The organism is Roseateles chitinivorans (genome assembly GCF_050632145.1).
Lineage (GTDB): Bacteria > Pseudomonadota > Gammaproteobacteria > Burkholderiales > Burkholderiaceae_C > Roseateles > Roseateles chitinivorans_B.
In genome coordinates this window covers 5,148,329-5,175,074 of sequence record NZ_CP192577.1, presented here as the reverse complement: position 1 = coordinate 5,175,074, position 26,746 = coordinate 5,148,329, and the positions used below count along the sequence as shown (strand labels likewise).

General features: G+C 67.0%; 22 protein-coding genes and 3 pseudogenes. 13 read left to right on the top strand and 12 right to left on the bottom strand.

Annotated elements, in window-relative coordinates; genetic code table 11:
* The first annotated feature begins 247 nt into the window (after nt 1-247).
* From ACQ86G_RS23825 to ACQ86G_RS23800, 6 genes and pseudogenes are all read left to right on the top strand, one after another.
* Nucleotides 248-1,231, top strand: coding sequence for a hypothetical protein (locus tag ACQ86G_RS23825; RefSeq protein ID WP_431257623.1), 984 nt, complete (start codon nt 248-250; stop codon nt 1,229-1,231).
* 687 nt (nt 1,232-1,918) lie between these two features.
* Nucleotides 1,919-2,257: a hypothetical protein gene (locus tag ACQ86G_RS23820; RefSeq protein ID WP_431257622.1), complete on the top strand. Its 339-nt coding sequence runs from the start codon at nt 1,919-1,921 to the stop codon at nt 2,255-2,257.
* Between the two features lie 86 nt (nt 2,258-2,343).
* Nucleotides 2,344-3,567 (top strand): TolC family protein, encoded by a 1,224-nt coding sequence (locus ACQ86G_RS23815; protein ID WP_431261481.1) that lies wholly within the window; start codon nt 2,344-2,346, stop codon nt 3,565-3,567.
* A pseudogene (locus ACQ86G_RS23810) lies at nt 3,564-5,083 on the top strand (efflux RND transporter periplasmic adaptor subunit). The gene ACQ86G_RS23815 and the pseudogene ACQ86G_RS23810 overlap by 4 nt, the downstream one beginning before the upstream one ends.
* Nucleotides 5,080-8,265: pseudogene (locus tag ACQ86G_RS23805) on the top strand (efflux RND transporter permease subunit). Before ACQ86G_RS23810 ends, ACQ86G_RS23805 begins: the two co-directional pseudogenes overlap by 4 nt.
* Before the next feature lie 11 nt (nt 8,266-8,276).
* The gene (locus ACQ86G_RS23800) at nt 8,277-8,615 is read left to right on the top strand and encodes a copper-binding protein (protein WP_431257621.1); all 339 of its coding nucleotides are present in this window, start codon (nt 8,277-8,279) and stop codon (nt 8,613-8,615) included.
* Nucleotides 8,616-8,724: 109 nt separating this feature from the next.
* Here the strand turns inward: ACQ86G_RS23800 and ACQ86G_RS23795 are convergent, their stop codons facing one another.
* The 11 genes from ACQ86G_RS23795 to ACQ86G_RS23745 form a co-directional block, all read right to left on the bottom strand.
* Entirely contained in the window at nt 8,725-9,948 is a 1,224-nt protein-coding gene (locus ACQ86G_RS23795) for an MFS transporter (protein ID WP_431257620.1), read from the bottom strand.
* Between the two features lie 13 nt (nt 9,949-9,961).
* Nucleotides 9,962-11,836, bottom strand: coding sequence for an arsenic resistance N-acetyltransferase ArsN2 (gene arsN2, locus ACQ86G_RS23790; RefSeq protein WP_431257619.1), 1,875 nt, complete (start codon nt 11,834-11,836; stop codon nt 9,962-9,964).
* Nucleotides 11,827-12,306 carry a MarR family winged helix-turn-helix transcriptional regulator gene (locus tag ACQ86G_RS23785; protein ID WP_431257618.1) on the bottom strand — a complete coding sequence of 160 codons (480 nt, stop codon included), beginning with the start codon at nt 12,304-12,306 and terminating at the stop codon, nt 11,827-11,829. The genes arsN2 and ACQ86G_RS23785 overlap by 10 nt, the downstream gene beginning before the upstream one ends.
* A 105-nt stretch (nt 12,307-12,411) precedes the next feature.
* Nucleotides 12,412-13,152, bottom strand: a complete 741-nt coding sequence (arsH, locus tag ACQ86G_RS23780) for an arsenical resistance protein ArsH (RefSeq protein ID WP_431257617.1) — start codon at nt 13,150-13,152, stop codon at nt 12,412-12,414.
* Nucleotides 13,127-14,206 (bottom strand): ACR3 family arsenite efflux transporter, encoded by a 1,080-nt coding sequence (gene arsB, locus ACQ86G_RS23775; protein WP_431257616.1) that lies wholly within the window; start codon nt 14,204-14,206, stop codon nt 13,127-13,129. The genes arsH and arsB overlap by 26 nt, the downstream gene beginning before the upstream one ends.
* Before the next feature lie 9 nt (nt 14,207-14,215).
* Nucleotides 14,216-14,704 carry an arsenate reductase ArsC gene (locus ACQ86G_RS23770; protein WP_431257615.1) on the bottom strand — a complete coding sequence of 163 codons (489 nt, stop codon included), beginning with the start codon at nt 14,702-14,704 and terminating at the stop codon, nt 14,216-14,218.
* 3 nt (nt 14,705-14,707) lie between these two features.
* A complete protein-coding gene (locus ACQ86G_RS23765) occupies nt 14,708-15,202 on the bottom strand; it encodes an arsenate reductase ArsC (protein WP_431257614.1) in 495 nt (164 codons plus the stop codon).
* Between the two features lie 13 nt (nt 15,203-15,215).
* A complete protein-coding gene (locus ACQ86G_RS23760) occupies nt 15,216-15,542 on the bottom strand; it encodes an ArsR/SmtB family transcription factor (RefSeq protein ID WP_431257613.1) in 327 nt (108 codons plus the stop codon).
* 739 nt (nt 15,543-16,281) lie between these two features.
* On the bottom strand, nt 16,282-17,259 hold the full coding sequence (locus ACQ86G_RS23755; RefSeq protein ID WP_431257612.1) for a hypothetical protein: 978 nt from the start codon (nt 17,257-17,259) through the stop codon (nt 16,282-16,284).
* 1 nt (nt 17,260) lies between these two features.
* Complete coding sequence (locus tag ACQ86G_RS23750) at nt 17,261-17,608, bottom strand: hypothetical protein (protein ID WP_431257611.1); 348 nt, start codon at nt 17,606-17,608, stop codon at nt 17,261-17,263.
* Nucleotides 17,609-17,640: 32 nt separating this feature from the next.
* Entirely contained in the window at nt 17,641-18,033 is a 393-nt protein-coding gene (locus ACQ86G_RS23745; protein WP_431257610.1) for a hypothetical protein, read from the bottom strand.
* 338 nt (nt 18,034-18,371) lie between these two features.
* On the opposite strand from ACQ86G_RS23745, the gene ACQ86G_RS23740 reads away from it, so the two are divergent.
* From ACQ86G_RS23740 to ACQ86G_RS23715, 6 genes and pseudogenes are all read left to right on the top strand, one after another.
* A complete protein-coding gene (locus ACQ86G_RS23740; protein WP_431257609.1) occupies nt 18,372-18,860 on the top strand; it encodes an RNA polymerase sigma factor in 489 nt (162 codons plus the stop codon).
* Nucleotides 18,854-19,132 carry a FecR/PupR family sigma factor regulator gene (locus ACQ86G_RS23735; protein ID WP_431257608.1) on the top strand — a complete coding sequence of 93 codons (279 nt, stop codon included), beginning with the start codon at nt 18,854-18,856 and terminating at the stop codon, nt 19,130-19,132. Before ACQ86G_RS23740 ends, ACQ86G_RS23735 begins: the two co-directional genes overlap by 7 nt.
* On the top strand, nt 19,099-19,611 hold the full coding sequence (locus ACQ86G_RS23730; RefSeq protein ID WP_431257607.1) for a FecR domain-containing protein: 513 nt from the start codon (nt 19,099-19,101) through the stop codon (nt 19,609-19,611). Before ACQ86G_RS23735 ends, ACQ86G_RS23730 begins: the two co-directional genes overlap by 34 nt.
* A gap of 186 nt (nt 19,612-19,797) precedes the next feature.
* Nucleotides 19,798-20,076, top strand: coding sequence for a hypothetical protein (locus ACQ86G_RS23725; protein ID WP_431257606.1), 279 nt, complete (start codon nt 19,798-19,800; stop codon nt 20,074-20,076).
* Between the two features lie 74 nt (nt 20,077-20,150).
* Nucleotides 20,151-21,065: pseudogene (locus ACQ86G_RS23720) on the top strand (TonB-dependent receptor plug domain-containing protein); the annotation flags it as partial.
* A gap of 177 nt (nt 21,066-21,242) precedes the next feature.
* Complete coding sequence (locus ACQ86G_RS23715; RefSeq protein WP_431261480.1) at nt 21,243-23,273, top strand: TonB-dependent receptor domain-containing protein; 2,031 nt, start codon at nt 21,243-21,245, stop codon at nt 23,271-23,273.
* 383 nt (nt 23,274-23,656) lie between these two features.
* On the opposite strand, the gene ACQ86G_RS23710 is transcribed toward ACQ86G_RS23715, so the two are convergent.
* Nucleotides 23,657-24,001 carry a hypothetical protein gene (locus ACQ86G_RS23710; protein WP_431257605.1) on the bottom strand — a complete coding sequence of 115 codons (345 nt, stop codon included), beginning with the start codon at nt 23,999-24,001 and terminating at the stop codon, nt 23,657-23,659.
* Here ACQ86G_RS23710 and ACQ86G_RS23705 point away from each other — a divergent pair.
* Nucleotides 23,979-26,639, top strand: a complete 2,661-nt coding sequence (locus ACQ86G_RS23705) for a hypothetical protein (RefSeq protein WP_431257604.1) — start codon at nt 23,979-23,981, stop codon at nt 26,637-26,639. The two genes, ACQ86G_RS23710 and ACQ86G_RS23705, sit on opposite strands and share 23 nt — an antisense overlap.
* The last annotated feature ends 107 nt before the right edge of the window (nt 26,640-26,746 follow it).

Below are 26,746 nucleotides of genomic sequence, written 5' to 3'. Positions count from 1 at the left end.
ATGGACGACCAGGGCTTGAGCCAGCGCCAAGCCTGTCAAGCCAGCGGGATCGCCAGATCCGCTTTGGGCTACAGAGCCGTGGCTCCCCACGATTCCGGGGTGATCGAGTTCCTCGACCAGCACCTTGCGGCCAATCCGCGACATGGCTTCAGGCTGATCTACGACAGTGCGCGCCACCAAGGCAAACCGAGGTGCGTGAGGCATCTGGGTTGATCCGATTGCCTCGATCGGAGGATGAATCGAAATAATGACTACAGCATCCGTCGAGTTTTTGAACGCCGTCGCACTGGATGGCGAGAGCATCTACATCAGCGGATCGCTCGATGCCTTGGAGGCGTATTCGAGCCAGTCACGGCTGTTCATCTACGATGAACAAGTGGCGCACCTCTGGCAACACCACGATGTGGACTGGTGGTCGGTTGCGACTACCGTGTTCGTCGAGCACGACGGCGCGGACTGGGAGCTCTGCTGCCTCTCCAACGAAGGGCAGATCGACTACATCAGGTCCACCGGAGGCCCGGTCGTCGAGTCGATTCCCGGCGCGGGCGTCCACAGGTCGGGCGCCGTGCGATGGGGCTACATGAGCAATCTGAAGCAGATCGGCGACCATCTCTATGCCTGTGGCGGCGCGGGGCAGGTGTACAAGCGGCTGGGCAAGGATCACTGGGTGCACATGGACGAAGGGGTGCTCCAGGCGCCGGACGTCGATGACCGTCTCTTGCCCAGCGCCATCGATGGGCCGCACGAGGAAGCGATCTATCTGGTGGGGGCCCTGGCCGAATCCGGCTATCCGCCGAGGGTTCACTTCTGGAACGGCAGGTCGTGGCGGCAGCTGGAATTACCGGATGTCGCAGCGCGCCTGACCTGCATCTATGTCGAGACCGACAGCAGGATTTGGCTGGCTGGCGCGAACGGCACGCTGCTCCTGGGCAATGCGAAGGACGGCTTCGTCAGTTTGAGCTCGGTGGATGACAGCCAGCTTTTCCTCGGCGTGTGCGAGTACTTCGGCAAGGTCTACCTGCCTTCCAATCTCGGACTGTTCGTGTACGACGTCGCGAATCCGCAGGCTGGCATCCAGGAAGTGGTGACCGGCTTGACGCCTGAGCTCCAGGACGCGCGCATCATCGATCGGGCCAGCGGCGTGTTGTGGTCCGTCGGCGGGAAGGACATCGCGAAGTTCGATGGCAAGGTGTGGACACGCATCCAGCACCCGGACAACGACCCCATCTGAGCGCGGGCAAGGCATACACCATGGCAGTACTCTCGCCTCGCTTGAGCTTCGCGGTCGAACTCTGTCGGCGTGTGAATCGACGGGGCGTCGGTCGCTGGTTGGAGGAATTGGGTCGCCGGACGGGCAGGGAGCCGCGGCAGGTCCTGCCGGTGCCCCCGGGTAGGCGCAGGCACCTGCTGTCGCTGCCTGAGCATGGGCTCTACTTGGTACTCCGCCATCCGCATGCCGGCGATGTCGAGCACGGCGATCCTGACCGCTGGCTGATCACCTGCATATTTCGCCTCCACTTGAACAGGCAGTTCAATTTGTGCTGCACAGGCATTTCAGTCTTTCATGGCTGAGAAGATCGCTCCATGCGAACGCGTGGCCGCAGCTTCGGTAACACGGGCACCCACATCGGCAACATGACCGACCTCGTCGGCACGATCACAGCTCGCGGCCGCGCCTTTTTCCTATCTCCCTATGCTTGTTACCATGCCCCAGTTGCTCTGATTGGCATCTCCAATGCGGGACGCCGATGGACGCTTGCCGCCGAGGCCCCAACCCGAGCCACTCGCGGGATTCTCGAAAGAGGTATGACACCGCCCGTAGATGGGGTCGCGGCGACATGGCCGAGCCAGTTGCCCTACACTTTCCCGGTCCATGATGCGCCGCCGTCTCCATCGCCTCACTATCGCGTACGTCGCGATGCTGTCGCTGCTGTTCTCACAGCTGGCGCTGGCTCACTACGTCTGCCCGCAAGAGGCGGACATGGCCGCGATGACGACCGTCATGGATGCCGGCATGCCTTGCGACGGCATGGACCACCAGCAGCCGGCCTTGTGCCACCAGCACGCCGCCGACCCTGGCAAAACCTTCGAGGCGGTGAAGCTGCCGACGGCATCGCTGCCGATGGTGCTGCAGGTGATCGAGCTGCCCCTGGTGCTGGAGGCCGAGGTCGCCCGCACCCTCCCGCTGGCTGAGGCGCCAGAGCTTCGCCCGCCTCCCGACCCACTGTTCCTCTCCACGCGCAGACTCCGAGTCTGACCTCCTCCGTCGACTGACAGGCGCTGGTGCGGCACGTCCGCATACCGGCGGCACTCCCGTTCGTCCTCGGAGTTTCCATGCCACCCATGTTCTTGCGCGCAGTCGCCATGGCTGCCGCCGTTCTGCCCGTCCTCGCGTCGGCAGAACCGCTTTCCTTCGACCAGGCCTTGAGCTTGGCTGTCCAACGCTCGGAAGCCGCTCGCGCGGGCCGCGCGGCCATCACCAGCGCGAACGAGTCCGCTCGGGCCGCGGGCCAACTACCCGACCCCACGCTGCGCGCCGGGGTCGACAACCTTCCTGCGACCGGCGCCGACCGGTTCAGCACGACGCGGGACTCGATGACGATGAAGCGCGTCGGCATCAGCCAGGAATGGCTGTCGGCCGACAAGCGCGCCGCGCGGGAAGGCGCCGCGCGCGCGATGGCCGACCGCGAGGCTGTCCAGAGCGCCACGGCCGAGGCTGACGCCCGGCTGCAGGTGGCCCTGAGCTACGTGAACGCCTGGTACGCGGGCGAAGCGCTCAAGCTCACGATTCAGACCGAGCATCATCTGCACGAGGAGTTCGAGGCCGCCCGGGCTCGCCTCGCCGCGGCGACGGGCGCCAGCCCCCAGGTTCTGCAGCTCACCGCGGCGCGCGGCATGGCGGAGGACGAGAGCGACGACGCGCGGCAACTGCAATCTGCCGCCGCGGTGAATCTCCAGCGATGGGTCGGCTTCACGCCCGAATCGCTGAGCCCGCCCCCGGTGTTCGTCATCCCGCCCGAGGACGATTTCCTCGCCCGGAGCCCGAGCGTCGCCGGCCTGCAGCGCGACTTGGAGGTCGCCAGACGGGCCGCCGCCGTGGCCGCGAAGGAGCGCACGCCGAATTGGACCTGGGATGTCTCCTACGGTCAGCGCAGCGGCTACTCGGACATGGTCTCCGTCGGGGTCAGCATCCCGCTGCCGGTGGCGCCGTCCCAGCGCCAGGACCGCGAGACTGCGGCCAAGCTGGCGCTGGTCGAGAAGGCGGAGGCGGAACTCGCCGAGGCGACTCGCGCCGCGACGGCCGACTACCGCGCCCTGGCCAGCGACGCCGCCCGGCTTCAGCAGCGGGTCGACCGCTATCGGGTGGCGGTGCTCGTTCCGGCCCAGCAGCGGATCGCCGCGACCCTGGCGTCCTACCGCTCGAACCAGACGCCGCTGTCCACGCTCTTCGAGGCTCGCCATGCGGAGGTGGAAGCGCAGCGCCGACTGCTCGCGCTTCAACGGGACCTCGCGCGCGCACAGGCGCAATTGACCTTCAAACCCCTTGCACAGGGAGGCGCCCAATGACTCGCGCCACGTTCGTCACGTCCTTGGTCATCGTCGGCGGCCTGCTCGCCGGCGGTGGCTATATCCTCGGCCGTTCCTCCGCCCACTCGCGGACCGCGCCGCAGGCGGCCACGCCGAGCGCCGGTGCCGCCCCCGCTGGTGAGCGCAACGTCCTTTACTGGCACGACCCGATGGTCCCCGGCGCTCGTTTCGACAAGCCGGGCAAGTCCCCGTTCATGGACATGCAGCTCGTCCCCGTCTACGCGGCCGAGGCCGACGATGCCGGCGTGAAGGTCAGCCCGACCTTCCAGCAGAACCTCGGCATCCGGACCGCGACCGTGAAGCGGGCGGACATCGGCGCCTCCTTCGATGCCGTCGGCACGGTGCAGTTCGATGAACGCCTCAGCGTCGCCGTCCAGACCCGGGTCGCCGGCTACGTGGAACGTTTGGCCGTGCGAGCGCCTATGGAACAGGTGCGCAAGGGTCAAGCGCTGGCCACCGTCTTCGCGCCGGATTGGCTGGCGCCGCAGAACGAGCTCCTGGCGCTCAAGCGGGCCGGCGTCGGCGCCGACGTCATCGCCGCCGCCAGGGATCGCATGCGCGCCATCTCTATTCCGGACGGTCTGATTCGACAAAGCGAGGAGACCGGCGTCGCGCAGGCCCGATTCACCCTCAGCGCCCCCGTCGGTGGCGTGGTCGCGGAGCTCGGCGTTCGAGAGGGCGTGCAGGTGCAGCCCGGCACGACCCTCTTCCGCATCGCCGGCCTGGAGAAGGTCTGGGCCGTCGCGGAGGTGCCCGAGGCGCAGGTCAGGCGACTCGCACGCGGCCAGAAGGTGAAGGCGGTGCTGCAAGCCGACCCGTCGCATGCTTTCGATGGGGAACTGAAGGAGATCCTTCCGCAGGTCAGCGCGAACACGCGCACGCTGCAAGCACGCTTCGAGGTCGACAACAAGGCGGGGACGCTGACCCCGGGATGCTGCTGCGTCTGCAGGTGGCCGGCGCGTCGACATCGCGCCTGGTCGTGCCGTCCGAAGCGGTGATCCGCACCGGGACCCGCGCGGTCGCCATCGTCCGAAACCACGTCGGCGGCGGCGTCGGCTTCGCGCCCCGCGACCTCCAGCTGGGCGCCGATCTGGGCGACCAGATCGAGGTGCTGGCGGGCCTGCGGGAAGGTGACGAGGTGGTCGCCAGCGGCCAGTTTCTCATCGATTCGGAGGCACGGCTCAAGTCCGTGCTCGGCGCCATGGCGTCCGCGGCGCCCGCGGCCTCGGCTGCTTCAGCCGCCGACGCAGGCGCCGCGGCGAGCGGCATCTTCGCCGCCGAAGGCCAGGTCGAGGACGTCGACGCCCAGACCCTGACCCTCTCTCACGGTCCTGTCGCCGCGCTCAGGTGGCCCGCGATGACGATGACCTTCAACAAGCCTCGGGCCCAGGCGTTCCCTGGAGTGAAGCACGGCGACCGGGTGCGCTTCGAGTTCAAGAAGGAGGGCGATGACTACCAACTCGTCGCGGTGCATCGCCTGGGAGGTGGCAAATGATCGCGGCGCTCATCCGCTGGTCCATCGGCAACCGGTTCCTGGTGCTGATCGCCACGGGCTTCCTGGTCGCGGCGGCGCTCTTGTCGGTGCTGCGCACGCCGGTCGACGCGCTGCCCGATGTCGGCGACACGCAGGTGGTCGTGCGCACGACCTACCCGGGCAAGCCGCCCCAGGTCGTCGAGGACTTGGTGACCTATCCGCTGACCACTGACCATGCTCAGTGTGCCGGGCGCCAAGACAGTTCGCGGCTACTCGTTCTTCGGCGACTCGTTCGTCTACATCCTGTTCGACGACAAGACCGATCCGTACTGGGCGAGGTCGCGCGTGGGCGAGTACCTGAACCAGGTGCAGAGCCGCCTTCCGCCGGGAGCGACGGCCGCCTTGGGGCCGGACGCCACCGGCGTGGGATGGGTCTACGAGTACGCGCTGGTCGACAGGACCGGACACACCGACATCAGCCAGCTTCGCGCGCTCAACGACTGGTTCCTGAAGTTCGAGTTGAAGACGGTCCCGGACGTGGCGGAGGTCGCCAGCATCGGCGGCATGGTCCGCCAGTACCAGGTCGTGCTGGACCCGGACCGTATGCGCGGACTCGGCGTCACGCAGGCCACGGTCGTCGACGCGCTGAGGAACGCCAACCAGTCCTCGGGTGGCTCGGTGGTCGAGATGGCTGAGACCGAGTACATGGTGCGCTCGCGCGGCTTCCTGAAGTCGCTGGACGACTTTCGCGCCATCCCGCTCAGCCTGTCAGGGGCCACGCCCGTGATGCTGAGGGACGTCGCCACGGTCCAGCTCGGCCCCGAGATGCGTCGCGGGGTCGCTGAACTGGACGGTCTGGGCGAGGTCGCCGGCGGAGTCGTCGTCATGCGCTCGGGAAAGAACGCACGCACGACCATCGACGCCGTGAAGGCGAAGCTCGAGCTGCTCAGGCCCAGCCTGCCCAAGGGCGTGGAAGTCGTGGAGACCTACAACCGCTCGAAGCTCATCGATCGCGCCATCGACAACCTCAAGCTCAAGCTCACGGAGGAGTTCATCGCCGTCGCGCTGGTGTGCGTGCTCTTCCTTTTCCACCTGCGCTCCGCGCTGGTGGCCGTGGTCGCGCTGCCGATCGCGGTCGGGGTCGCCTTCATTGTGATGCGATGGCAGGGTCTCAACGCCAACATCCTCTCGCTCGCCGGCATCGCGCTGGCGTTGGGCGCCGCGCTGGACGGCGTCGTGGTCCTCCTGGAGGCCGTCCACAAGCACATCGAGGCCTTCGAGTGCGCCCGGTCCCGACCGCCGACGACGCAGGAACGCTGGGCGCTGGTCGCGGACGCTTGCACCGAGGTCGGTCCGGCGCTGTTCTTCTCGCTGCTGGTCATCACGCTGTCCTTCCTGCCGGTCTTCACGCTGGAGGCGCAGGAGGGACGCCTGTTCTCTCCGCTGGCCTTCACCAAGACCTACACGATGGCCGCAGCCGCGGCCTTGTCCGTCACCCTGGTGCCGGTGCTCATGGGCTACCTGGTCCGAGGCCGCATTCCCAAAGAGACCGCGAACCCGTTGAATCGACTCCTGATGGCGGCCTACCGGCCCGCCCTGGAGGCCGTGCTTCGCTTCCCGAAGGCCACGCTGGTCGTCGCGGGCGTGGTGCTCGCTCTGACCGTGGTCCCGCTGATGCGGCTGGGGGAGAGTTCATGCCGCCGCTGGACGAGGGCGACCTGCTCTACATGCCCTCGGCGTTGCCGGGCATCTCCGTCTCCAAGGCGGCGGAGCTGCTTCAGCAGACCGACCGCCTCATCAAGACGGTGCCCGAGGTCGCGACGGTCTTCGGCAAGGCCGGCCGCGCGGACACCGCCACCGATCCGGCGCCGCTGGAGATGTTCGAGACCACCATCCAGTTCAAGCCGCGCGAGCGGTGGCGGGTCGGAATGACGCCGGACAAGCTGGTCGAGGAGCTGGACCGCGTCGTCAAGGTGCCCGGCTTGTCCAACGTCTGGGTGCCGCCGATCCGCAATCGCATCGACATGCTGGCCACCGGCATCAAGTCGCCGGTGGGCATCAAGGTCGCGGGCACGGACCTTCAGACCATCGACCGCCTGACCACCCGGATCGAGACCGCCGTCAAGCAGGTGCCCGGGGTCTCGTCGGCCTTGGCGGAGCGGCTGACCGGGGGACGCTACATCGATGTCGACGTCGACCGAGCCGCAGCGGCGCGCTTCGGCTTGTCGGTGGCGGACGTGCAGGCCGTGGTGTCGACCGCGGTGGGCGGCGAGAACGTCGGCGAGGTCATCAGCGGGCGCGAGCGCTTCCCGCTCAACGTCCGCTATCCGCGTGAGATCCGGGATTCGCTGGAGCGCCTACGGACCCTGCCGTTCCTGACCAAGAACGGCGCCAGCCTGCTGCTGCAGGACGTGGCGCGCATCACCGTCGAGGACGGCCCGCCCATGCTGCGCAGCGAGAACGCGCGCTTGTCGGGATGGGTTTACGTCGACGTGCGGGGCCGAGACCTGCGTTCGGTCGTGCGCGGCATGCAAGCCGTCGTCGCCAAGGAGGTCGCTATGCCAGCCGGGTACGCGCTCTCCTGGTCGGGACAGTTCGAGTACTTGGAACGCGCGACGCATCGCATGAAGCTCGTCATCCCCGCGACCTTGGCGGTGACCTTCGTGCTGCTCTATCTGTTGTTCCGGAACGCCACCAACGCGGCGCTGGTGATGGCTACCGTGCCGTTCTCGCTCGTGGGCGGGTTCTGGTTGATCTGGCTCCTCGGTCACTCCGTGTCGGTCGCAACGGCCGTGGGCTTCATCGCGCTCGCCGGCGTCGCTGCCGAGTTCGGCGTGGTCATGCTGGTGTACCTTGAGAACGCTCTGGCACGGCGTCTTGCCGCCGGCGAAGCGGACACGCGCGAGACGCTGCTGGCGGCCATCCGTGAAGGCGCCGTGCTGCGTGTGCGCCCCAAGGCGATGACCGTCGCCATCGTGCTGGCCGGGCTCGTCCCGATGCTGTGGGGGCAAGGCGCCGGGCATGAGGTCATGGCGCGAATCGCCGCCCCCATGGTTGGCGGCATGGTCACCGCGCCGCTGCTCAGCATGCTGGTGATTCCAGCGGCCTGGTACCTCGTTCATCGCCGAAGGCTCGTCTCGGCGCTCGTTTCCTCACCACTTGGCTCGCCAGCGGGCGCCGCCGTTCATCCCCGACTTCTCTGAAAGGAAGACCTATGAAAACCACTCTCATCCTCTCCGCGGTCCTGGCGCTCGGCACCGCCACGATTGCCCGCGCTCAAGGCATGAGCATGCCCATGAAACCGGCGAGCAGCCCCTCCGAGGCGGCCTTGCCGCTCGTCGATGCCGAGGTACGCAAGGTCGACCTGAGCAAGGGCCTCGTCGTGCTGCGCCACGGCGACATTCCGAACTTGGCCATGCCGGGCATGACCATGGGATTCGATGTCGCCGACAAGAAGATGCTCGACGGCCTGAAGGTCGGCGACAAGGTCAAGTTCCAGGTGGAGATGGTCAAGGGCAAGGCCACCGTCACGGAGCTGAAGCCCGCCCGCTGAGCCTTGGACTAGCACGCCTGCAACGCAAAACGCAGGCGTGCGTCTGACCTATCGCGGGTGAGTGCGATCCCGGCGCTGCTCGGACCACGGGAGATTTCCATGCCGGGGCTCACCGGCCGGAAGGAGGATCTCTGCCCGAAGGCCCGTTGCTTGGCAAGGTCGGCTTCTTGCCGCCCAAGTCGGCTGGGAGCAAGAACAGACTTGCGAACGCGAGAGCCCCGAGACTGGCAGATACGCCAAGAGCAAAGGCACCCCAGGCATCGATCGCGACACCAAATGCCCAGGGTGCCAACGCTTGGGCCACGCGAGCTGGCACCATGAGTACGCCTTGTCGATGCCCATAACCGTGTGGACCGAAGACCGCCAATGGCAGTGTGCCCTTGGCAATGGTCAGGATGCCGTTTCCAGCTCCATGGAGTACGCCGAAGAACGCAGCTGCAGGCATCCCGAAGATGCCGAGCAACACGACCCCAACCGGATGCAGTAATGCGGCCAGCCTCGCAGACAGCAGCGGATGAAGGCGACGCAAGAGACCAAACTCGAGCAGCCGGGCACCGACCTGCGCTGGACCGATGAGGGCTCCGACCAGAACCGCCGTCTCAATGCTGGCGCCTCCGGCCTGCAGCACGCGCGGAAGATGTGCCGCCATCGCCGTGCTGATGAACCAGGTCGTCGCGAACACCCATGCGAGCACCAGCGACGCGCGTAGGGGCGGCCGGTCGCCGCTCACCGGCGAAGCTGCTTCGTTGGCGGGGTCCGGCGCGGACTCAGCCTCCTTCCGAACCCGAGGAATCAATGCGTTCAGCGGAAGCCCGGCGCAAAGATGAAGCGCAGCCCAGACAAAGCACGCCGCACGCCATCCGTGGTGCACCTCTAGGTAGGTCGACAACGGCCAACCGACTGTGCTGGCGAATCCAGCGAAGAGCGTGACGCCGGTGATGGCGCCGCGGGAGTCATGACCCCACAGCCGAACGAGTGCCGCGAAGGCCGCCTCGTATAGGCCGCTCCCCATCCCGATGCCAAGGATCACCCACGCGGCGAACAGCGAGGTCGGTCCCGTGGCGAGCCCGAGAAGCACAAGGCCCAGCGCGAACACCAGATTGGTGGCCATCAGCACCGGCCGACCACCGAAGCGGTCGATGGCCCGACCGGCGTGAGGTCCCAACAGTGCTGACACGACCAGCGCCGCGGAGAACGCGGCGAACACCGTCGGGACGGTGACGCTCAGATCCCGCGCCATCGGCGCAGCCAGCATGGCCGGTAGGTAGTAGGTCGAGGCCCAGGCCAGGGTCTGGGCCAGTCCCAGCGCGACGATGGTGGTCGAACGCCTCATGTTCGTCGTGAGCTCAGCGGCAGCAACGGGAAATCGGAGGCTTTGGCGTCGCCGCTCCTGTGCCGCAGGACGACGGCCCGCAGCCGCCCGTTTTCCCCATCGCGGGCTCCGGCTTCGCATTCGGCGATGGCGCCGCCTCTCCGCAACAGCCACCACCCGTCGCAGCGACGCCGGGCACGCCAATGCCGCAGACCCCAGTCTCGGGCAGATCGAGTTCCACACGGTCGGCCGCTTCGACGTCGCCGGCAATGGCGGCCACCACGGACCTCGCCTGCTCGAAGCCCGTCGCCATCAGGAAGGTCGGCGCCCGGCCGTAGCTCTTCACTCCGAGCGTGTAGAAGCCCGGTTCCGGATGGGCGAGCTCGCGATGGCCGTGGGGACGCACCGTCCCGCAGCTGTGAACGTTCGGGTCAATCAAAGGGCCGAGCGCCTCGGTCGATTCTAGCCAGGGATCGAGCTTGACCCGCAGCTCGCTGGTCAGCGATAGGTCGGGACGCTGGCCAGTGGCGCAGATGATTTCGTCAACGCCATCCACCTGGACCTGTCGGCCGTCGGCGTTCAACCCGATCACCGAAAGCGCATCGTCCTGCTCGCGAATCTCCGTGATGCGCAGACCTCCGAAGAACTCCAGCTGCCCGGCATCGCGCAGGCGCCGAAGCGATGCGCCGAGCTGCCCGCGAGCTGGAAGTGCATCAGCATTGCCTCCGCCGAAGACGCGGGTGAGCACAGGCGAGCGCACGGCCCAGGCGAGGCTCGTGCCCGGCACGGCCGTGGCAAGCTCAGCCAGCGCAAGCAGCGCGTTCGCGGCGGAATGCCCCGCACCGACCACCAGAGTGCGCCGGGCTTCATAGCGATGGCGATGCGTGCCCAGCACATCCGGGATGCCGTAGAAGACGCGCGAGGTGGCCTGCGCCTCGCCAATGGCTGGCAAGCCGCTGGCGCCGAGCGGATTGGGCGTACCCCATGTCCCTGTCGCATCAATGACCGCTCGCGCCCGGAGTTCGAGGTACTCGTCGCCACGCTGGGCGCGGATCACGAAGGCGGCCTGGTCACGACCAGCGCTTTTGACCTTGTCTAAGCCCTCCCTGCTTACGGCTAGCACCTTCGTACCGACATGCAGCGCCGGGGCGACCTCGGGCAGTTGCGCGAACGGCTTCAGTACTTGCTCCACGATGTCGCGCGCCAGCGGCAAGCCGTCTGGATCGGGTGCGGTCCAGCCCGTGGGCATCAGAAGTGCGGCCATCGAGCCGTCGACGTTGTAGCGCCAGGGCGAGAACAGCCGAACGTGACCGTACTCCAGCAGGTTGCTTCCCACCTCGCGGCCCGCTTCGAGCACCACGAATGGCAAGCCGCGCTCGATGAGCTTCGCTGCAGCGGTCAGACCAACCGGACCTGCTCCCAGCACCGCGACCGGCAGGCCCGGCTCGGCTGCTGTGGCAGCCTGGAGCGACAGACCCATGAACGCCGCGCTCTCTGGGCACGCGCCCCGGAACTCGGCGGACGCCTTCAGCGCCTCGGGCGCTTGCTTGGCGTCCAGCCGCCGGAAGCCGAACCGCTCGAAGTACTCCGGCGCGGTGACCGTCAACAGGAAGACGCGGCGGATGCTTTGGCTTCTGGCTTCATCCAGGAAGCGACCGACCAGCGCCTTGCCCAGGCCTTGCTTCTGCAGCCCGGGCGAGATCGCGACCGAGCGCAACAGCGCGATGTCTCCATAGATCTCCGCGCCGGCGCTGCCAACCACCTCGCCGTTGGACAGCGCGAGCAAGTACGCGTGCAGATGCTCCTGCGCGCCATCCAGCGGAAGTTTGTTGGCCTGGAGCAGCGCGGCCAACGCGGGCCAGTCGGTGGGCTTCGCTTGGCGCAGGGTGATGTTCGCGTTCAACAGCATGATTTGTCGTCCTTGGTTTCGGGAGGCGGCAGGCAGCACATGGCCGCGTCGTCCTCGCGCAATGCCTTCATGAGAATCTGCAGTGACTTCTCGACAGCGGTCCGGTCGCGCTCGCTGAGCTTGGCCATCAAGGCCTCGGCGTGACGGTCGAGAGTGGCGTTGAGCTCATGGACCGTGCGTTCGCCGTCGGCGGTGAGCGTGACGAGCCAGCTCCTTGCGTCGAAGGGGTTCGGCTCCTTCGTCACCCAGCCACGCGCGACCATGGCCTCCACCGCACGTGACACCCAGCTCTTCTCCAAACTGACCCGCACGCCAAGCTCGGACAGCGGCAGCGGGCCCGAGCGGCCCAGCTCCGTCAGCAGATGGCACTGCGTGTTGGTGGTGCGGCAGCAGTCGGCGACGACGCGCTGAGCGCGCGTGTACATCCGGGTGACCTCGCGCAGAAGCTCGACAGATAGGCTTTGGCTCATATCGTTGTGAATGGCAACTATTTGGCCGCATGCTAGAAATCGCTCTTTTGGTTGTCAATAGCAACTAGATGGCCAAGAGAACGGGGCCGCAGGCCGCACTCACGCTCAGATCGCGCTCTGATTGACCCGCTCGGACAGCTTCTCGGCTGTCTCCTTGCGCTCGCTGTACCGGTCGACCAGGTAGTCACCCAAGTCGCGCGTGAGGAGCGTGAACTTGAACAGCTCCTCCATGACGTCGACCACGCGGTCGTAGTACGAGGAAGGCTTCATCCGGCCTTCCTCGGTGAACTCCGCATATGCCTTGGCCACGGAGGACTGGTTGGGGATGGTCAGCATCCGCATCCAGCGGCCCAGCACGCGCATCTGGTTCACGGCGTTGAAGCTCTGCGAGCCGCCGGACACCTGCATCACCGCCAGCGTCTTGCCCTGCGTCGGACGGACAGCGCCGGAGTTCAAGGGGATCCAGTCGATCTGGGACTTCATAACGCCCGTCATGGCGCCGTGACGCTCTGGCGAGCACCAGACCATGCCCTCCGCCCACGTGGCCAGCTGACGCAGTTCTCGGACCTTTGGATGCGTGTCCGCGGCATCGTCGGGAAGCGGGAGACCGGACGGGTCGAAGATCTTGACCTCGCCGCCCATGGCTTCCAGCAAGCGGGCTGCTTCAAAGGTCAAGAGTCGGCTGTACGACCTGGCACGCAGGGAGCCGTAGAGCATCAGGAATCGCGGCCGTTGCTCAGACGGCTCGCGCACCGTCAACCGCCCCTGGTCGGGTACATCAAAGAGCTCCGACCGCAAGGCCGGGAAGGTCTGGTCCAGCTCAGGCACGCTGCGCTCCTTGTTCATACCAGGCCTGCGAGCGGTTCACGATGGCGACGACGGCAAGCATCACCGGCACCTCGATGAGGACGCCAACGACGGTCGCCAGGGCGGCGCCGGACTGGAAGCCGAAGAGGCTGATGGCCGTAGCGACGGCCAGTTCGAAGAAGTTGCTGGCGCCAATGAGGGCCGACGGGCCGGCGACGCAATGCTGCACGCCCATCTTGCGGTTGAGCCAGTAGGCCAACCCAGAGTTCAACACTACCTGGATGAGGATGGGCACGGCCAGCAAGGCGATGACCAGCGGCTGCTCGATGATGCGGTCCCCCTGGAAGGCGAACAGCAGCCCCAGGGTCAGCAGAAGCGCCCCGATGGAGAACGGGCCGAGCTTGGCAGCCACAGCTTGGAAGTGGCCGAGTCCGCGCTTGAGCAGCAGCCTGCGCCACAGCTGCGACAGGATCACCGGCAAGATGATGTACAGGCCAACCGAGGTCAGCAGCGTGTCCCACGGCACCGTGATCGAGGACAGGCCCAGGAGCAACGCGACGATGGGCGCGAACGCGATCACCATGATGGCGTCGTTGAGCGCGACCTGAGACAGGGTGAAGTACGGGTCACCTTTGCACAACTGGCTCCAGACGAAGACCATGGCTGTGCACGGCGCCGCGGCCAGCAGGATGAGCCCGGCGATGTAGCTGTCGATCTGGTCTGCTGGCAGCCAGGGAGCGAAGAGCTGGCGCACGAAGATCCAGCCCAGCAGCGCCATCGAGAACGGCTTGACGGCCCAGTTGATGAAGAGTGTGACGCCGATGCCCCGGGCATGGGCCTTCACCTGCCCCAGCGCTGCGAAGTCAATCTTCAGCAGCATCGGAACGATCATCACCCAGATGAGCAAACCCACCGGGATGTTGACCTGGGCGACTTCGAGAGAGGCAATCGCCTTGAACGCGCTGGGGAAGAACTGGCCCAGCGCCACGCCGACGACGATGCAAAGGGCAACCCAGACGCTGAGGTAGCGCTCGAAGAAGCTGATGGCAGGCTTGGCCGCGGTGGCGGCCGGCTTGAGAGTGGCGGTAGTCATGGGCGGGCTTCAGGACTTCGAGATGGCATCGAGTGCCTGCTGCAACTCGGCGTTGGACATGGTCTCCAGCGGCAACTGCGCCAGCTGGAGCATGCGGTAACCGATGGCCTGCCGCGTCAGTTGGAAGGCCTGAGGCTTGTCGGCCTCGGGCGCGTTCGACGGGTCGGCGTAGCCCCAGTGAACCTTGACGGGGCTGCCGGGCCAGTAGGGGCACTGCTCGGCCCCAGCGCTGTCGCACACGGTGATGACGACGCGCATCTCGGGCGCGCCATCGGCGACGAACTCGTCCCAGCTCTTGCTGCGATAGGCGCTCGTGTCGATGCCGGCGTCGCCAAGCGCCTGGAGCGCGTACGGGTTGATGCGCCCGCTTGGTGCGCTGCCGGCGCTGAAGGCCTTGATGTCCTTGCCCAGGCGCTGGGCCCAGTGGTTCAGCATGCCCTCGCTCAGCACGCTTCGCGCCGAGTTGTGGGTGCAAAGGATGAGAACGTTGGTGGTCATGGTTCAGCGCGTCCCGATGTCTTTGATTTCCTTGTGGATGGCCATGGCGTCCAGGCTCTGGAGCGGCAAGGACATCATCAGTTCCAGCCGGCGCTTCATCGTGACCGCCGCGGCGCGGAAGGCTTGCTGCTTCGCGTCATCGCTGCCTTCAACGGCAGCCGGATCCGGCATGCCCCAGTGCGCTGTCAGCGGCTGACCGGGCCACACGGGGCAAACCTCGCCAGCAGCCTGGTCGCAGACGGTGAAGACGAAGTCCATCTCGGGAGCGCCCGGCTGAGCGAAGTCCTCCCAGCTCTTGCTGCGGAAGCCGTCCGTCGGGATACCCAGCTCGCTCAGTTCCTTGAGAGACAGCGGATGGACTGCGCCCCTGGGGTGGCTGCCAGCCGAGTACGCCTGGAAGCGGCCACGCCCCAGGTGGTTCAGCAAGCCCTCGGCAAGGATGGACCGTGCAGAGTTGCCCGTGCAGATGAACAGCACGTTGTAGACCCTCGATGTCATGAAGATTCCTTGTTCAGCAGTCGCAGCTAGATGCAGTCGCTTCAACGGCGCAAGACGCGCCCTGGCAGCAGTTCTCGGTGAGGTAGCCCAGGAGCGCGTTCATCTGGGCGTAGGCGGCCCGATAGACCAGGTGGCGGCTCACGCGCTCCTGGGTCACCAGGCCCGACGCGACCAGTTCCTTGAGGTGGAAGGAGAGTGTCGCCGGGGCCACGCCGAGAGCCTCCTGGATGGCGCCGGGAGTGAGGCCTGTGTCTCCCACCACTACGAGCGCGCGGAAGACCTGCAGGCGCAGAGGTTGGGCAAGCGCGCCAAGGGCGCGAACGACGTCTGTTGATTCCATATTTAAAGAATAGTCGAATCATTGTCCGAACGCAACTCTCTCGGCATCGTCTCTTGGTGAGAGCCTCACGCGGCCCCTTCTTCAGAGTTCGGATGCTCGCGCGCTGCCCGATGAGCTCGACTCTGCGCCTGTCGCATAGGAGGCTCGGGCCGTCTGGCGCCCTGGGATTGCCGAGGCAACTTCGACCTACGGTGCCTCTTGAAGATTGTGCGGCCGCCCACATAACGCTTGATGAACAGGGGCGAAGCCTTGCCGTTCGGGTTGGATGCGCGACTTGAAACGCCTGCGTCTGCGCAGGAGCGCCTCGGTGCCAACAGCGTGGGGCTCGGCGACCCGCCTCGTCGAAGTCGCTAAGGATGAGGCGATCTCCTAGTTGCTCGTGGGTCTGGGCGACGTCTACGTGCATTACGCTGCGACGAAGCACGTGTATGTGGAGAGCCACGAGGATGCAGGGAGGTACACGGAGTTGCTTGGCCAGGCTCGGCGATGGTGCAAGCAGCTCTGGCGAACCGCTCTCTCGTGTTCGTGGCGAGCAGTACGAAGCTGCCGCCGGAGAATCTGCGCCAGCTCCTGAAGTCCCACCTCGATATTGGTGATGATCCGCGGGTCCCAGATCTCCTTGCTGCGGTGAGTGGATTAGGGGACTGCGCGAAGGTGCGCGGAGCCGTGGAGAGTCTCAATGCCCAAGGAGGTGTAGGCGACGTGGCCGGAGCAAAGGCGTGGGACTGCAGCGCGCGACTCAAGACCGTGGCGGTTGAAATGCATCGACCCTACTGGCCTCGAACGCCGCGGCGATTCTCATCGCCAGTGCTTTGATTCGAGCCGCGGAGGCTGAGTCAGCAGGCAGGTCAGCCAGAACGATCTGCGACGGGTCGTCCCCGCACTGAGCCGAATAAGCACAGGCGGCCAGCATGCGGAGATCGGCAGGACCCGCCTGGTGGACGCTCGTCGCGAGCAGCGATCCCAATTGCATGGCGCGGAAGAATTCATCCTGCGAAAGGCCGCCACGTGGTTGGCCTTCAAAGTAGCTAAAGCCGCCGTCGCTTGATCCCAACATGCCCCAGGCTTTGGCGAGCATGCCTTGGGACTCAAGCTCCCTCAGCGCGCTGTCGGCCGAGGCCGCGGTCAAACGCCTGAACTTCAAGCGCGAGATGGCATCTCGATAGGCAACGCCTGACGCGTCATTCGGCAGAGGTTCCGTCGTCGAGCGGTCAGCGAGGAATGGCTGGCAGCGAGCCTGGATCTCCTGTATTGCAGCGGCGCGCTTGGCCTGGACCTCGGGCGGTAGCCCTGCGTTTGCGACCGGCATGTCTGCGCCTCGCGGCGCCGCTTGCGTGCCTTCCAGGAACGGCTTTACGGCGATGGTCTTTCCAAAGGCTAGGCGGCAGGTCGCATCAAGGTTTGCGGCGACGGCGAACGCTCCGGGTCCTTGTTCGTTTCTGAGTTTGATGGCAAGAGCGTACGGGTTGGCGCTCCGCATGGCGGATGCCAAGGTGTCCGGCTTGACGATCTCACGCACCGTTGGCGCCTGGGCGGGTTCAATGTGCGACGGTGAGGGCTCCGTATCCCGCCGAATTACATGAGATGCTTTGTCGCCATCCGTGGCGGTCAAAGTCACTGGTAATCGCTTCTCCATGGAAAGAAGGAAGTACCCTCCCGCGAGAACGATCAGGAAGCAGATCAATAGAACCCACTTTGACGGAAGGTACTTCTTCATTTCATCCTCCGCAGGCGTTTCCTGGACGAGCCGGCGTGGGCATGTACATGTTCATGTTGTTATCACTATCCCGGTAGACATAGAACGTTTGCACCGAGCCGGTGGGGTATTTAACGTCAACTGTGGCGACGTAGATGGTGGACAACTCTCCGAGATAGACCGATTTCACGTTCAGCGAGGCGACGGCGAATCCCATCTCCCTGTCGATGTCCACGGTGATAGCTGCATCGATGTTGACACAACGTGGCAGGCGAGGAGGCGCTATGGTGATGACATCGAGTATGTCTTTCAGGGCAACCGCCGAAGGTCCGGTCCATCCGCCATTGCTTGTGGTCGCTGAATAGGTCAATCAGACCATCTAGTGGTCGCGACAACTGCTGCTCAGTCTTCGCCAAGCCGACGTGTCCGGTCGAGCCGTCCGCCATCCTTCCCCCTGCGCTTTGCTTTTCTCAACTCTAGCAAAAGTGCTGAACAGCGCAGCCGCCACGCGCTAGGTTGGCGTTCGCGGTAGCCAAGATTTCGCTGAGCAAGCTGCGGCTCAGGAGAAAGTCTGCGGTCGTGGATTCGCCCGCAGTCCCTCCCGTTGACGGCACCCAGCTTGCAGGGATTGAGAAGCTGCTTCACGACATCGACGCCGGCATGCAGGGTTTCCTTCAGAAGCTTCCACTGTCCAAGCCGCGGCAGCGCGCACTGGTCGCCAAACTCCAAGAGGCTTCCCGCTGCCTTCAGGTACTGCGCCTGTCTCGCGCCTTGAACCGACGGAGGAGTGGCCACATGGTCGCGCGTCGACGCGCCATCGTTTGACTAGGGTGCCTTCCGTCGACGTCGAGTGCCATGAATGCCACTGGCCGTTCGTGTCCGAAGGCGGCGTCACGCGCCAGATGCGGTGCGGGGCGTCGCTACCTTCCCGCCAGACCGGCCGCTTCATGCGTCGGGAGTGCACTTTTTCTCCCTCATCGCGCAGCCTTCGTCAAAGGAATAACGTCGCCAACGTTCGGTCGTTCGCTGCGATGATCCTCAGCGCGAAGCGCTGGCCTCTCATCGACCTCGAGTGTGTTTTTCGCTGGTTCAGCGAAGGTGCCCGGCCGCACTTCCGGTGGAGGTGCTGCGCCATGAACAGGAACTGGCTACCGGTTTTCTCTCGCGTCAGGGCCGCGCTCATGCGGCGGGGGCGCTCATGTCACGATGCGGACGATCTGGTTCAGGAAGCGTGGATCCGTCTGGCAAGTTATGCGCAGCGCCAGACGGTGCTGGAGCCCGAAGCTTTCCTGATGCGCGCCGCGCTCAATCTCTCCATCGATGATTACCGAAGCGGGCGCAGTCGCTGCGAGCAGGTCATGCTGGACGATGTGGAGGAGAAGGATCTCGTGGACACGACGCCGACGGTTGAGACGACCTTGCTGGCCCGCGAGCGCGTGGCTCGCCTCATTCAAAGCCTGGCGGGGCTGGGAGAAAAGACGCAGCGCATCTTCTTGGCCAACCGCATCGAGGGCCTGACCTACAACGAGATCGCGCGGGCGCAGAAGCTGAGCGTGGGGGCCATTGAAAAGCACATCGCCAAAGCGACGCTGCACCTCACGCGCGACATGGAGGGATGGTGATCATGAACGGGTCCGTTCCCCCGCGTGGCGAGCGTGCCGGCGGCGCTGATGCGGATCGGCGGACAAGCCGCGACTCAGGATGGCCGTCCACTGTATCCACTCCACCGACGCCCGAGGTCGCCGCGGAGGCAGCCGTCTGGATCGCGCGGCTGCACGGGCCGGATCGCTCGGTGCAGATGGAGCGCGAATGTTTGGCCTGGCAGTCGCGCTCGGACATGCATCGCCTCGCGTTTGAGCGATGCACCGAGGTGTGGAAGCCGTGCCCGGCTTGAGCTTGGCGGATGCCTATTCAGCCGCATCGCGCGTTCATTCGGAAGTGGAGTTGCCTGGTCTGGCAGACGATCAGTATCTGGATCGGGATGGCACGCGGGGTAGGGTGGGTGATCCGGGCCGGTGGGCCTGGGGCGGGATGGCATTGGGTGTGTTTGCCCTGGGGGCGCTGAGCGTGTTCGCGGTGATGTACGCGGGCAGCGACACGCCGCACTACGCCACCGGGGTCGGCGAGCAGCGCAGTGTCGTGCTCGCGGATGGCTCTCGTCTGAGCCTCAACACCAGCACGGAGGTGGACGTGTCGTTGACTCCGGAACGTAGGACCGTGCGCATCGTCAGTGGCGAGGCTTTTTCGAAATCGCCAAGGACGCGAGCCGCCCGTTTGTCGTGCAGGCGCTGGGCAGCGAAGTGGTCGCGCTCGGCACCGCCTTCGCGGTGCGGCTGTCCGAGCCGGGCGCGTCGGCGCGGACCCTCGCCGTGACGCTGATTGAGGGTCGCGTCAACGTGCGGGCAGGGAAAGCCTCCTCCGAGGATGCGGCGGTGGCACCGCCCAAGGAACTGACGCTGGTGCCGGGCGAGCGCGTCAGGCTGGTGAGGGGGGCGCGGCGGCGACGGGTAAGGGGCCTGCGCGTTCCCCGCCGGTTTTTCGTCCGTCGGCGCGCCCGCCGTGGTGACGCTGGATCGTCCGCGCATCGATCAGGTGACCGCCTGGAAGCGCAGCGAAGTGGTGTTCGACGACGTCTCGTTGCCGGAGGCCGTGACCGAGATGAACCGCTACAACCGTGAGCCGATCGTGCTGGTGGACGATGCGGCCTTGTCTCGCCTGCGGGTGAGCGGCTCCTACCGCGCGGGGGACAGCGACGGCTTCGCGCATGCGGCCGCCACGCTCCACGGGCTGCTCATGCGAAGGGTGGACGGACGTTTCGAACTGCTGCGCCCGCAGTAGGAGAACCCCCAGCGTAATTGCGCCGAACGACGTCGTCATCTGGTCTGCCACCTTGGCAATGGAGAGAGACGACGATGACAAAACACATGATTCAGGCGTCACGCAGGCGCCCACACCTGCCCGCCAGCGCCGTCGTGACGGCGCTTGTCCTGACTTTCGGCATGACCTGCGAAACCGCGTGGGCGGCGGAGCCGACACCGCCGGCGCGGTACCGCATCGATCAACCGGCCCAGCCGCTCGGAGACTCCTTGCGCGCGATCGCCGCGAAGACCGGCGTGTCCGTGCTCTTCGATCCGGTGGCCGTGGGCGATCGTCGGTCCCGACCGGTCAGCGGTCAGCTCTCGGCCGCGGAGGCGATCGCCCAGGCGGTGCAGGGTTCGGGCCTGCAGGCCATCGTGATGCCCGACGGGTCCATCGTCGTGCGCGCCGCGACGCCCTCCGACGAAACGGCCTCGCGACCCCTCAGCGCGGCCGATTCGGCGGGGGAGCCGGGCGCATCCATCGGAGCCTCGCGCGGGACACAGATCGCCGCCGATCCGGCGAATGGCGGAAGCAAAGGCGCGGGTGACAGTGCATCCGATGACCAGACCCCTGGCGGGGCCGAAGCGGTCACGTCGCTGTCGCGCGTGGAGGTGACCGGTTCGCGGCTCAAGCGCATCGACGCCGACGGGCCCACCCCTGTGAACGTCTACACCAAGGCCGACATCGACCGCAGCGGACAGCCGTCGCTGGAGCGCTTCATCAGCAGCCTCAACGAGGCCTCGGTGAGTCCGGGCGAGGGCGGCCTGGGCTCGACCACGGGGCAGGGTTCGGTGCAGCTGCGCGGGCTGCCGCTGGGCTCCACGCTCGTGTTGATCAACGGGCGTCGCGTGCAGGCGGTGGGTTCGTCCTCGGGCAACTTCTTCAACCTGAACCTCATCCCCATGGCGGCGGTGGAGCGGGTGGAGATCGTGCCGGTGGGCTCGTCGGCCGTGTACGGCGGGGATGCGCTGGCGGGCGTGGTCAACATCATCCTGAAGAAGTCGGTCGAGGGCGTCTTGCTCGACGCGCATGCGACCACCGGCGCGGGCACTGGCGACCGCGCCGTGTCGCTGGCCACGGGCGGGCGAGATCAGGCCGGCTCCTACCTCGTGCTCGGGGCCTACAGCAAGACCGAGCCGCTGAGCATGTCCGAACGCGGGTTTTTTCGGGACGCGGACTACCGGCGTTTCGGTGGCGCCGACACGCGCTCGCGCTCCTGCTCGCCGGGCACGGTGAGCAGTGCGTCAGGCGCGAACCTGCCCGGTCTGAACTCCTCGTTCGCTGGCCTGCCGGTGCTGGGGGAGGGCGTGGTGCCCACGGTCGGCAGCTTCGCGGCGACCGCGGGTCAGGCCAACCTGTGCAACAGCGCGGCCAACGGTCACGGCACGGCGCTCGTGCACGGCAGCGAGAACTTCGCGTTGCACGCGGCGGGCGAACGCCAATTCGGCGCGAGTTGGTCCTTCTTCGGCGAGGTGACGCTGGCCCGGGACCGGTTGCGGGCCGAGCAGAGCGGGCTCTTGCTCAGCAACGTGCTGGTGCCCGCCAGCAACCCCTACAACCCCTTTGGCGAAGCGGTGCGCATCACGACCCGTTTGGGCGCGGTCAACGGCGCGGAGACCTTCTCGCGCGACACCGACTTCAAGCGGCTACTGGTCGGGGCTCGTGCGGAGCTGGGCGCGGGGTGGGACGCGGAAGCCTCGGTGTCGACCACGCGCGACGACGGCGACCGGATCTTCGCCAACACCGTCGTGAACAGCGCCGCCCGCACGGCGGCGCTGGCGGCTGCATCACCTGGAGCTGCGCTCAATCCCTTCACCAACGGTCGCGCGGCCAGTGACGAGGTATTGCGCGCGATTTGGACGGACTCCCTGCGCGACAACCATGGACGCAAGGACCAGTTCAGCGCTTTCGTGCGCGGCCCCGTGCTGACGCTGCCCACCGGCCCGGTGGATCTCATCGCGGGCGCCGAAGGCGCGCGGGATCGGTATCTGAGCATCACGCCGGGCACCTACAACATCGGCGGCAGCCGGACCAACAGCGCTGTCTATGGCGAGGCGCGGGTGCCGTTGTGGCGTACGGGGGCGGAGCGTCGCAGCCGCGCGGACAGCAGCGCGGACAGCGGCGTGGACAGCGGCATGGGCGGTGGCATGGACAGCGGCCCCAGCCGCGACGCCGCGGTCCTCACGCTGGCCGCGCGGCGCGACCACTACAGCGACTTCGGCAGCGCGGGCACGTATCAGGCGGGGCTGGAAGTGCGTCCCACTCGCACGACGCTCTTGCGCGCTTCCACGGCGACCTCGTTCAAGCCGCCCACGCTGCTGCAGACGCACATCAACGACGAGACCTTCACCACCGACGACTTCGGCTTGGTCGATCCCGCGCGCGGCAACGCGCCCATCGTCGGCGGGGAGGTGCTGCGCACGGGCAATGCCGCGCTGGGGCCAGAGAAGGGCCGGGCGTATTCGCTGGGCGCGGTGTGGGAGCCGGAGTGGGCCGGCGGCACGCGGATCGCGCTGACGGCGTGGCGGGTGAAGATCAACGGGCTGATCTCGCTGCCGTGGCCGCAGGTGTTCCTGGACAACGAGGCGCTGTTCCCCGGGCTCGTCGTCCGCGGAGCGAGCGTGGGCGGGCTGCCGGGTGAAGTCACGCGGGTGCTGGCCACCGAGGTCAACTTCGGCGGCGTGGACACCTCGGGCGCGGACATGGAACTCACGCACGCGTGGCGGGCGGCCGGGGCCAAATGGACGATGTCGGCCAGCGCCACGCGCACGACCCGCTACGAGGTCGTCGTCGCCCCCAACGCGCCGGTCGAGGATCGCCTGGCGCGGCGAGCCACCGACTTCTGGTCGCCGAAGTGGAAGGGGCGTGTCTTCGCGGGGGTGGACCAGGGCAGCTGGAGCCTGGGCCTCACGGGACGTTACCTGGGTGCCTACCGCGACATGGCACCCAGCGAGCGAAGCTTGGGCAACCGCTGGGTGTATGACCTGGCCGCGACGCTCGACCTGCGACGCGCCGGCTTGCGGCTGCCGGGCGTGAAGTCGGCGCAGGTGGGGGTGTCCGTCGTGAACCTGGGCAACCAGCTGCCCGAGTTTGTCGCGGCGTCGCCGTACTACGACCTCACGCAGGCGGATTGGCGCGGCCGCTACGCCAACCTGCACGTGTCTGTGAACTGGTAGCGCGAGCGCGCTGACGGGCGTTCGGCGCTCGTGACCGGCGCTCGGTGATCGCCTCGCGCTGATCGCTTGTTCCCGGGCCTCTGTCGCCAGCGTTGGCGTCTTGCGCAGTCGCTTGGCTCGCGGTCCCGTCTTCGCGTCAGGCCACGCGGATACAGCGGTTCGGATACAGCGGTTCGATCTCGCAGCACCGCCTCGGTTGCGCACTGATGGCGCCGCGGTAAGCAACTGCACCCGGTGCCATCCAGCGCCATCCAGCGGTACGCAGCGGTACGCAGCGGTACGCATCGGCACTCAGCCACGCTCAGTGACATCAGGCCCAAGCGCCTGCCTTTCATCCTCAACATTTGTTGCCAGGGTTTCGCCTTGGCATGGACCATGCTGTCTCACTCTTTTCCCTTCACCACGCCGCGTCGATGGCGCGCCATCGTTGCACCGAACGCTGCAACTGCAGTGACTGCCCCGGCGGGCGCCACCACGCCAACAGCGTCGACCGCATCAACCGGGTCCACCGTATCTACCGCGGCGTCCGCCTCGTCCGCGTCGTCCGCGTCGTCAGGGTCGCTCGGCCCCGATGTTGCGTTGTCGTCGCGGTCCGCGATGCCGCGAACGGGCGGGCGACTCGTCGCGGCGGTTGGACTCGTCGTTGCCGCAGCGGTCGTCGGCTTTTGCGCGCCCGCTGTCGCCGTCGCAGGCACCGGGCCCAGCGTGCGCGAGGTCATCGAGTTCACCCGCATCATCCAGCCGGTGTTGCTGGACGACCAGACCTTGCGCACCCAGCGCTCCCCCGACGGTCAGCGCGCGTTCATCGTCACGCGGCGGGCGGACGTGGCCACCGACACCAACCGCTTCGAGGTGCTGCTGCTGGACGTGAGCGATCAGCGGCTGGCCAGCGGCGCGCCGCCGGCGCCGGTGCCGCTGCTGTCCGTGCTGGCGCAGCGCGACGAGAACGACGCCACACCGGCAGTGACGGACGTGCGCTGGTCGGGCAGCGGCACGTTGCTGCTGCGCGCGCGGCTCCACGATCAGCCGTACCAGGCCTACCGGCTCGATGTGGCGACGCACCGGCTGACCCAGCTCACCTTCGCCCCGCACGGCGTGCTGGCGTTCGACGCCGCCAGCGACCGGCGGCGCCTGGTGTACCTCTCGCCGGTGCCCAACCCGCCGATGCCTCCGGGCGGGCAGAGCATCGTGGTCGGCACGAACTCGTTCTGGACCGTGCACTTCGGTCAGCACCGCTTCGGCAACCAGCAGCGGCGCTATCAGTTCTTCGTCACCGCGGCGGCCGCGCGCCGGGGCGCGATGCCGCTGGGCGAGCCGTTCGCGGAGGCCAACCTCGGCGTGCCGGCGGCCAGCATTTCGCCGGATGGCCGCTGGGCGCTCGTGCCGCGCTTTGAGGCGCATCGCCAGCTGCTGTGGTCGCGGCACTACCCGTACGTGGCCGATGTGATGGCGACCTACGGCGCGTCGCTCACGATGGATCCGCTGAGCTATTTCTCGCGACCCTCGAGCTATGTGACGCGGCGCGTGGTGGCCTATCGTCTCTCCGATCGCCAGGAATTCATGGTGGTGGATGCGCCCGACGACGCCAAGCAGGACACCCAGGCGCGCGCGCCTGGCCTGTGGCAGGACGGTGGACGCTCGGTGGTGATCCTGGGCACCTTCCTCGCGCAACGTCCGGCGGTGGCAGTGCAGGACGCCGCCTCGCACGTGATCGAGTTCTGGCCGGACACGGGCATGTGGCGCGACGTGGCGACGCTCCAGACCCGGGCAAAGGCCGCGTATGCGGTGGCGCCGACGGTGGGCGAACCGGCGGGTTTCGTCGTGGTCGACGGCGATCGCCCGCGACGCTTCATGCGGGTGGCGGCGCAGGGGTGGCGCGAGATCGAAGTGGGGCAGGCCACGGCGACGCCGATGGCTCGAAGCAGCGGGACGGGCAGGGCCGTCCGGACAGCTGACGCGGCGGGGAAAGCCGGGGGCGCTATCTCCGGTGGGCGCGAGCAGGGGCGCTCGGCGCAAGGCGCGTCATCGGGTGCCTCATCAGGCGCCTCATCAGGCGCCTCATCGGGCGCCTTATCAAGCGCTTTATGGGAGCTCCGCGTGCAGCAGGCCTTGAACGAGCCCCCCGACATCGTGGCGGTCCGAACGGGGGCGGGGGAACGCGGCGAGGCAATTGGTGACGGTGACGGTGACGGTAACGGTGACGCTCAGGGCCCTGACGCTGCTCGCGCTCCCGGAGGTTCCGGCGATGGGGGAAAGCCCGGGCAGCGCGACGCGCGGGCGGGGGCGAAGGTGGCGAAGGTGGCGGGGAGGGCGGAGGGGGCGGAGGTGAAGGCGATGGCGAAGGCGATCGGCGACCGCGCCATCGTGCGACTCACCGCGTTGAATCCGCAGTACTCCGCGGCGCGTTGGGGCACCATGCGTGAGTACGCCTGGTCGGACGATCAAGGGCGGCCGTGGAAGGGCGGCCTGATGGTGCCCTCCGGGTTCGATCCGAAGGGGAAGTACGCGCTCGTGATCCAGGCCTACGGGTTCTCGCCCACGCGCTTCTACCGGGACGGATCCAACCTGTACGACGGGTTCACCAGCGGGTTCCCTGGCCGCGCGTTCCTGGCCGAGAACATCCTCGTGCTCGCGCTGCCATTGGGGCCTGCCAGCGGCGGTTCGCGGGATGAACGGGCGCAGCGCATCGCCTTTGCGCAGGGCGTGCGCGGCGCGGTGGACGCGCTGGTGGCGGAAGGCCTCGTGGACCGGGACCGCGTCGGGATCATGGGATGGAGCGCCACCGGCGAGTCGGTGCTCAATCTCGTGACCTTCACCGACACGCCGATCCGCGCGGCGTCGATGCTGGACGGGGACGCCAACACGCTCTTCTCGTTGACGATCACCTACGCCGCCACCGACGCGATCCAGATGAAGAAGGAGCAGGCCAACCAGGGCGGGCCGTTCGGGCCCTCGCGCGAGCGCTGGCTCGCCAACGATCCCTCGCTGCACACCGAGTGCGTGCGCGCGGCGCTGCGCATCGAGACCTACGGCCAGGAAGTGCACAACAACTGGGATGTCTACGCGTTGCTGCGGCGCCAGTACAAGCCCGCGGAGATGATCGTCTTTCCCGACGGCGCGCATGCGCTGTCGAGGCCCAGCCAACGCATGATCTCGCTGCAGGGGAATGTCGACTGGTTCCGGTTCTGGCTCAAGGGAGAGAAACGCACCGCGGTCGTCGTGCCGACGGAGACCGTCGACAGCCTGCGTCAACAGTACGAGCGCTGGGACCAGATGCTCACGCTCAAGCGTGCGGTCGATGGGAAGCCGGGATGTGCCGCCTCGGGCGCCTCGGGCGCTTCGGGCGCAGCGGGATCAGCGGGATGAGCGGGATGAGCGGGATGAGCGGGATGAGCGGGATGACCGGGAGGAGCGAGCCTTCGCCGCTCCCGGCGTGCGCTGTCCAGTTCGGCGTCACGTCGGGCACCACATCT

Excerpts from the sequence above, each read along its gene's own strand:
- ACQ86G_RS23795 (WP_431257620.1), bottom strand. The coding sequence starts at position 9,948 with ATGAGGCGTTCGACCACCATCGTCGCGCTGGGACTGGCCCAGACCCTG.
- ACQ86G_RS23800 (WP_431257621.1), top strand. The coding sequence starts at position 8,277 with ATGAAAACCACTCTCATCCTCTCCGCGGTCCTGGCGCTCGGCACCGCC.
- ACQ86G_RS23715 (WP_431261480.1), top strand. The coding sequence starts at position 21,243 with ATGTCCGAACGCGGGTTTTTTCGGGACGCGGACTACCGGCGTTTCGGT.
- ACQ86G_RS23730 (WP_431257607.1), top strand. The coding sequence starts at position 19,099 with ATGCACCGAGGTGTGGAAGCCGTGCCCGGCTTGAGCTTGGCGGATGCC.
- ACQ86G_RS23740 (WP_431257609.1), top strand. The coding sequence starts at position 18,372 with ATGAACAGGAACTGGCTACCGGTTTTCTCTCGCGTCAGGGCCGCGCTC.
- ACQ86G_RS23820 (WP_431257622.1), top strand. The coding sequence starts at position 1,919 with ATGCTGTCGCTGCTGTTCTCACAGCTGGCGCTGGCTCACTACGTCTGC.
- ACQ86G_RS23815 (WP_431261481.1), top strand. The coding sequence starts at position 2,344 with ATGTTCTTGCGCGCAGTCGCCATGGCTGCCGCCGTTCTGCCCGTCCTC.
- ACQ86G_RS23770 (WP_431257615.1), bottom strand. The coding sequence starts at position 14,704 with ATGACCACCAACGTTCTCATCCTTTGCACCCACAACTCGGCGCGAAGC.
- ACQ86G_RS23760 (WP_431257613.1), bottom strand. The coding sequence starts at position 15,542 with ATGGAATCAACAGACGTCGTTCGCGCCCTTGGCGCGCTTGCCCAACCT.
- arsN2 (WP_431257619.1), bottom strand. The coding sequence starts at position 11,836 with ATGCTGTTGAACGCGAACATCACCCTGCGCCAAGCGAAGCCCACCGAC.
- ACQ86G_RS23765 (WP_431257614.1), bottom strand. The coding sequence starts at position 15,202 with ATGACATCGAGGGTCTACAACGTGCTGTTCATCTGCACGGGCAACTCT.
- arsB (WP_431257616.1), bottom strand. The coding sequence starts at position 14,206 with ATGACTACCGCCACTCTCAAGCCGGCCGCCACCGCGGCCAAGCCTGCC.
- ACQ86G_RS23735 (WP_431257608.1), top strand. The coding sequence starts at position 18,854 with ATGGTGATCATGAACGGGTCCGTTCCCCCGCGTGGCGAGCGTGCCGGC.
- ACQ86G_RS23785 (WP_431257618.1), bottom strand. The coding sequence starts at position 12,306 with ATGAGCCAAAGCCTATCTGTCGAGCTTCTGCGCGAGGTCACCCGGATG.
- ACQ86G_RS23825 (WP_431257623.1), top strand. The coding sequence starts at position 248 with ATGACTACAGCATCCGTCGAGTTTTTGAACGCCGTCGCACTGGATGGC.
- ACQ86G_RS23755 (WP_431257612.1), bottom strand. The coding sequence starts at position 17,259 with ATGAAGAAGTACCTTCCGTCAAAGTGGGTTCTATTGATCTGCTTCCTG.
- arsH (WP_431257617.1), bottom strand. The coding sequence starts at position 13,152 with ATGAACAAGGAGCGCAGCGTGCCTGAGCTGGACCAGACCTTCCCGGCC.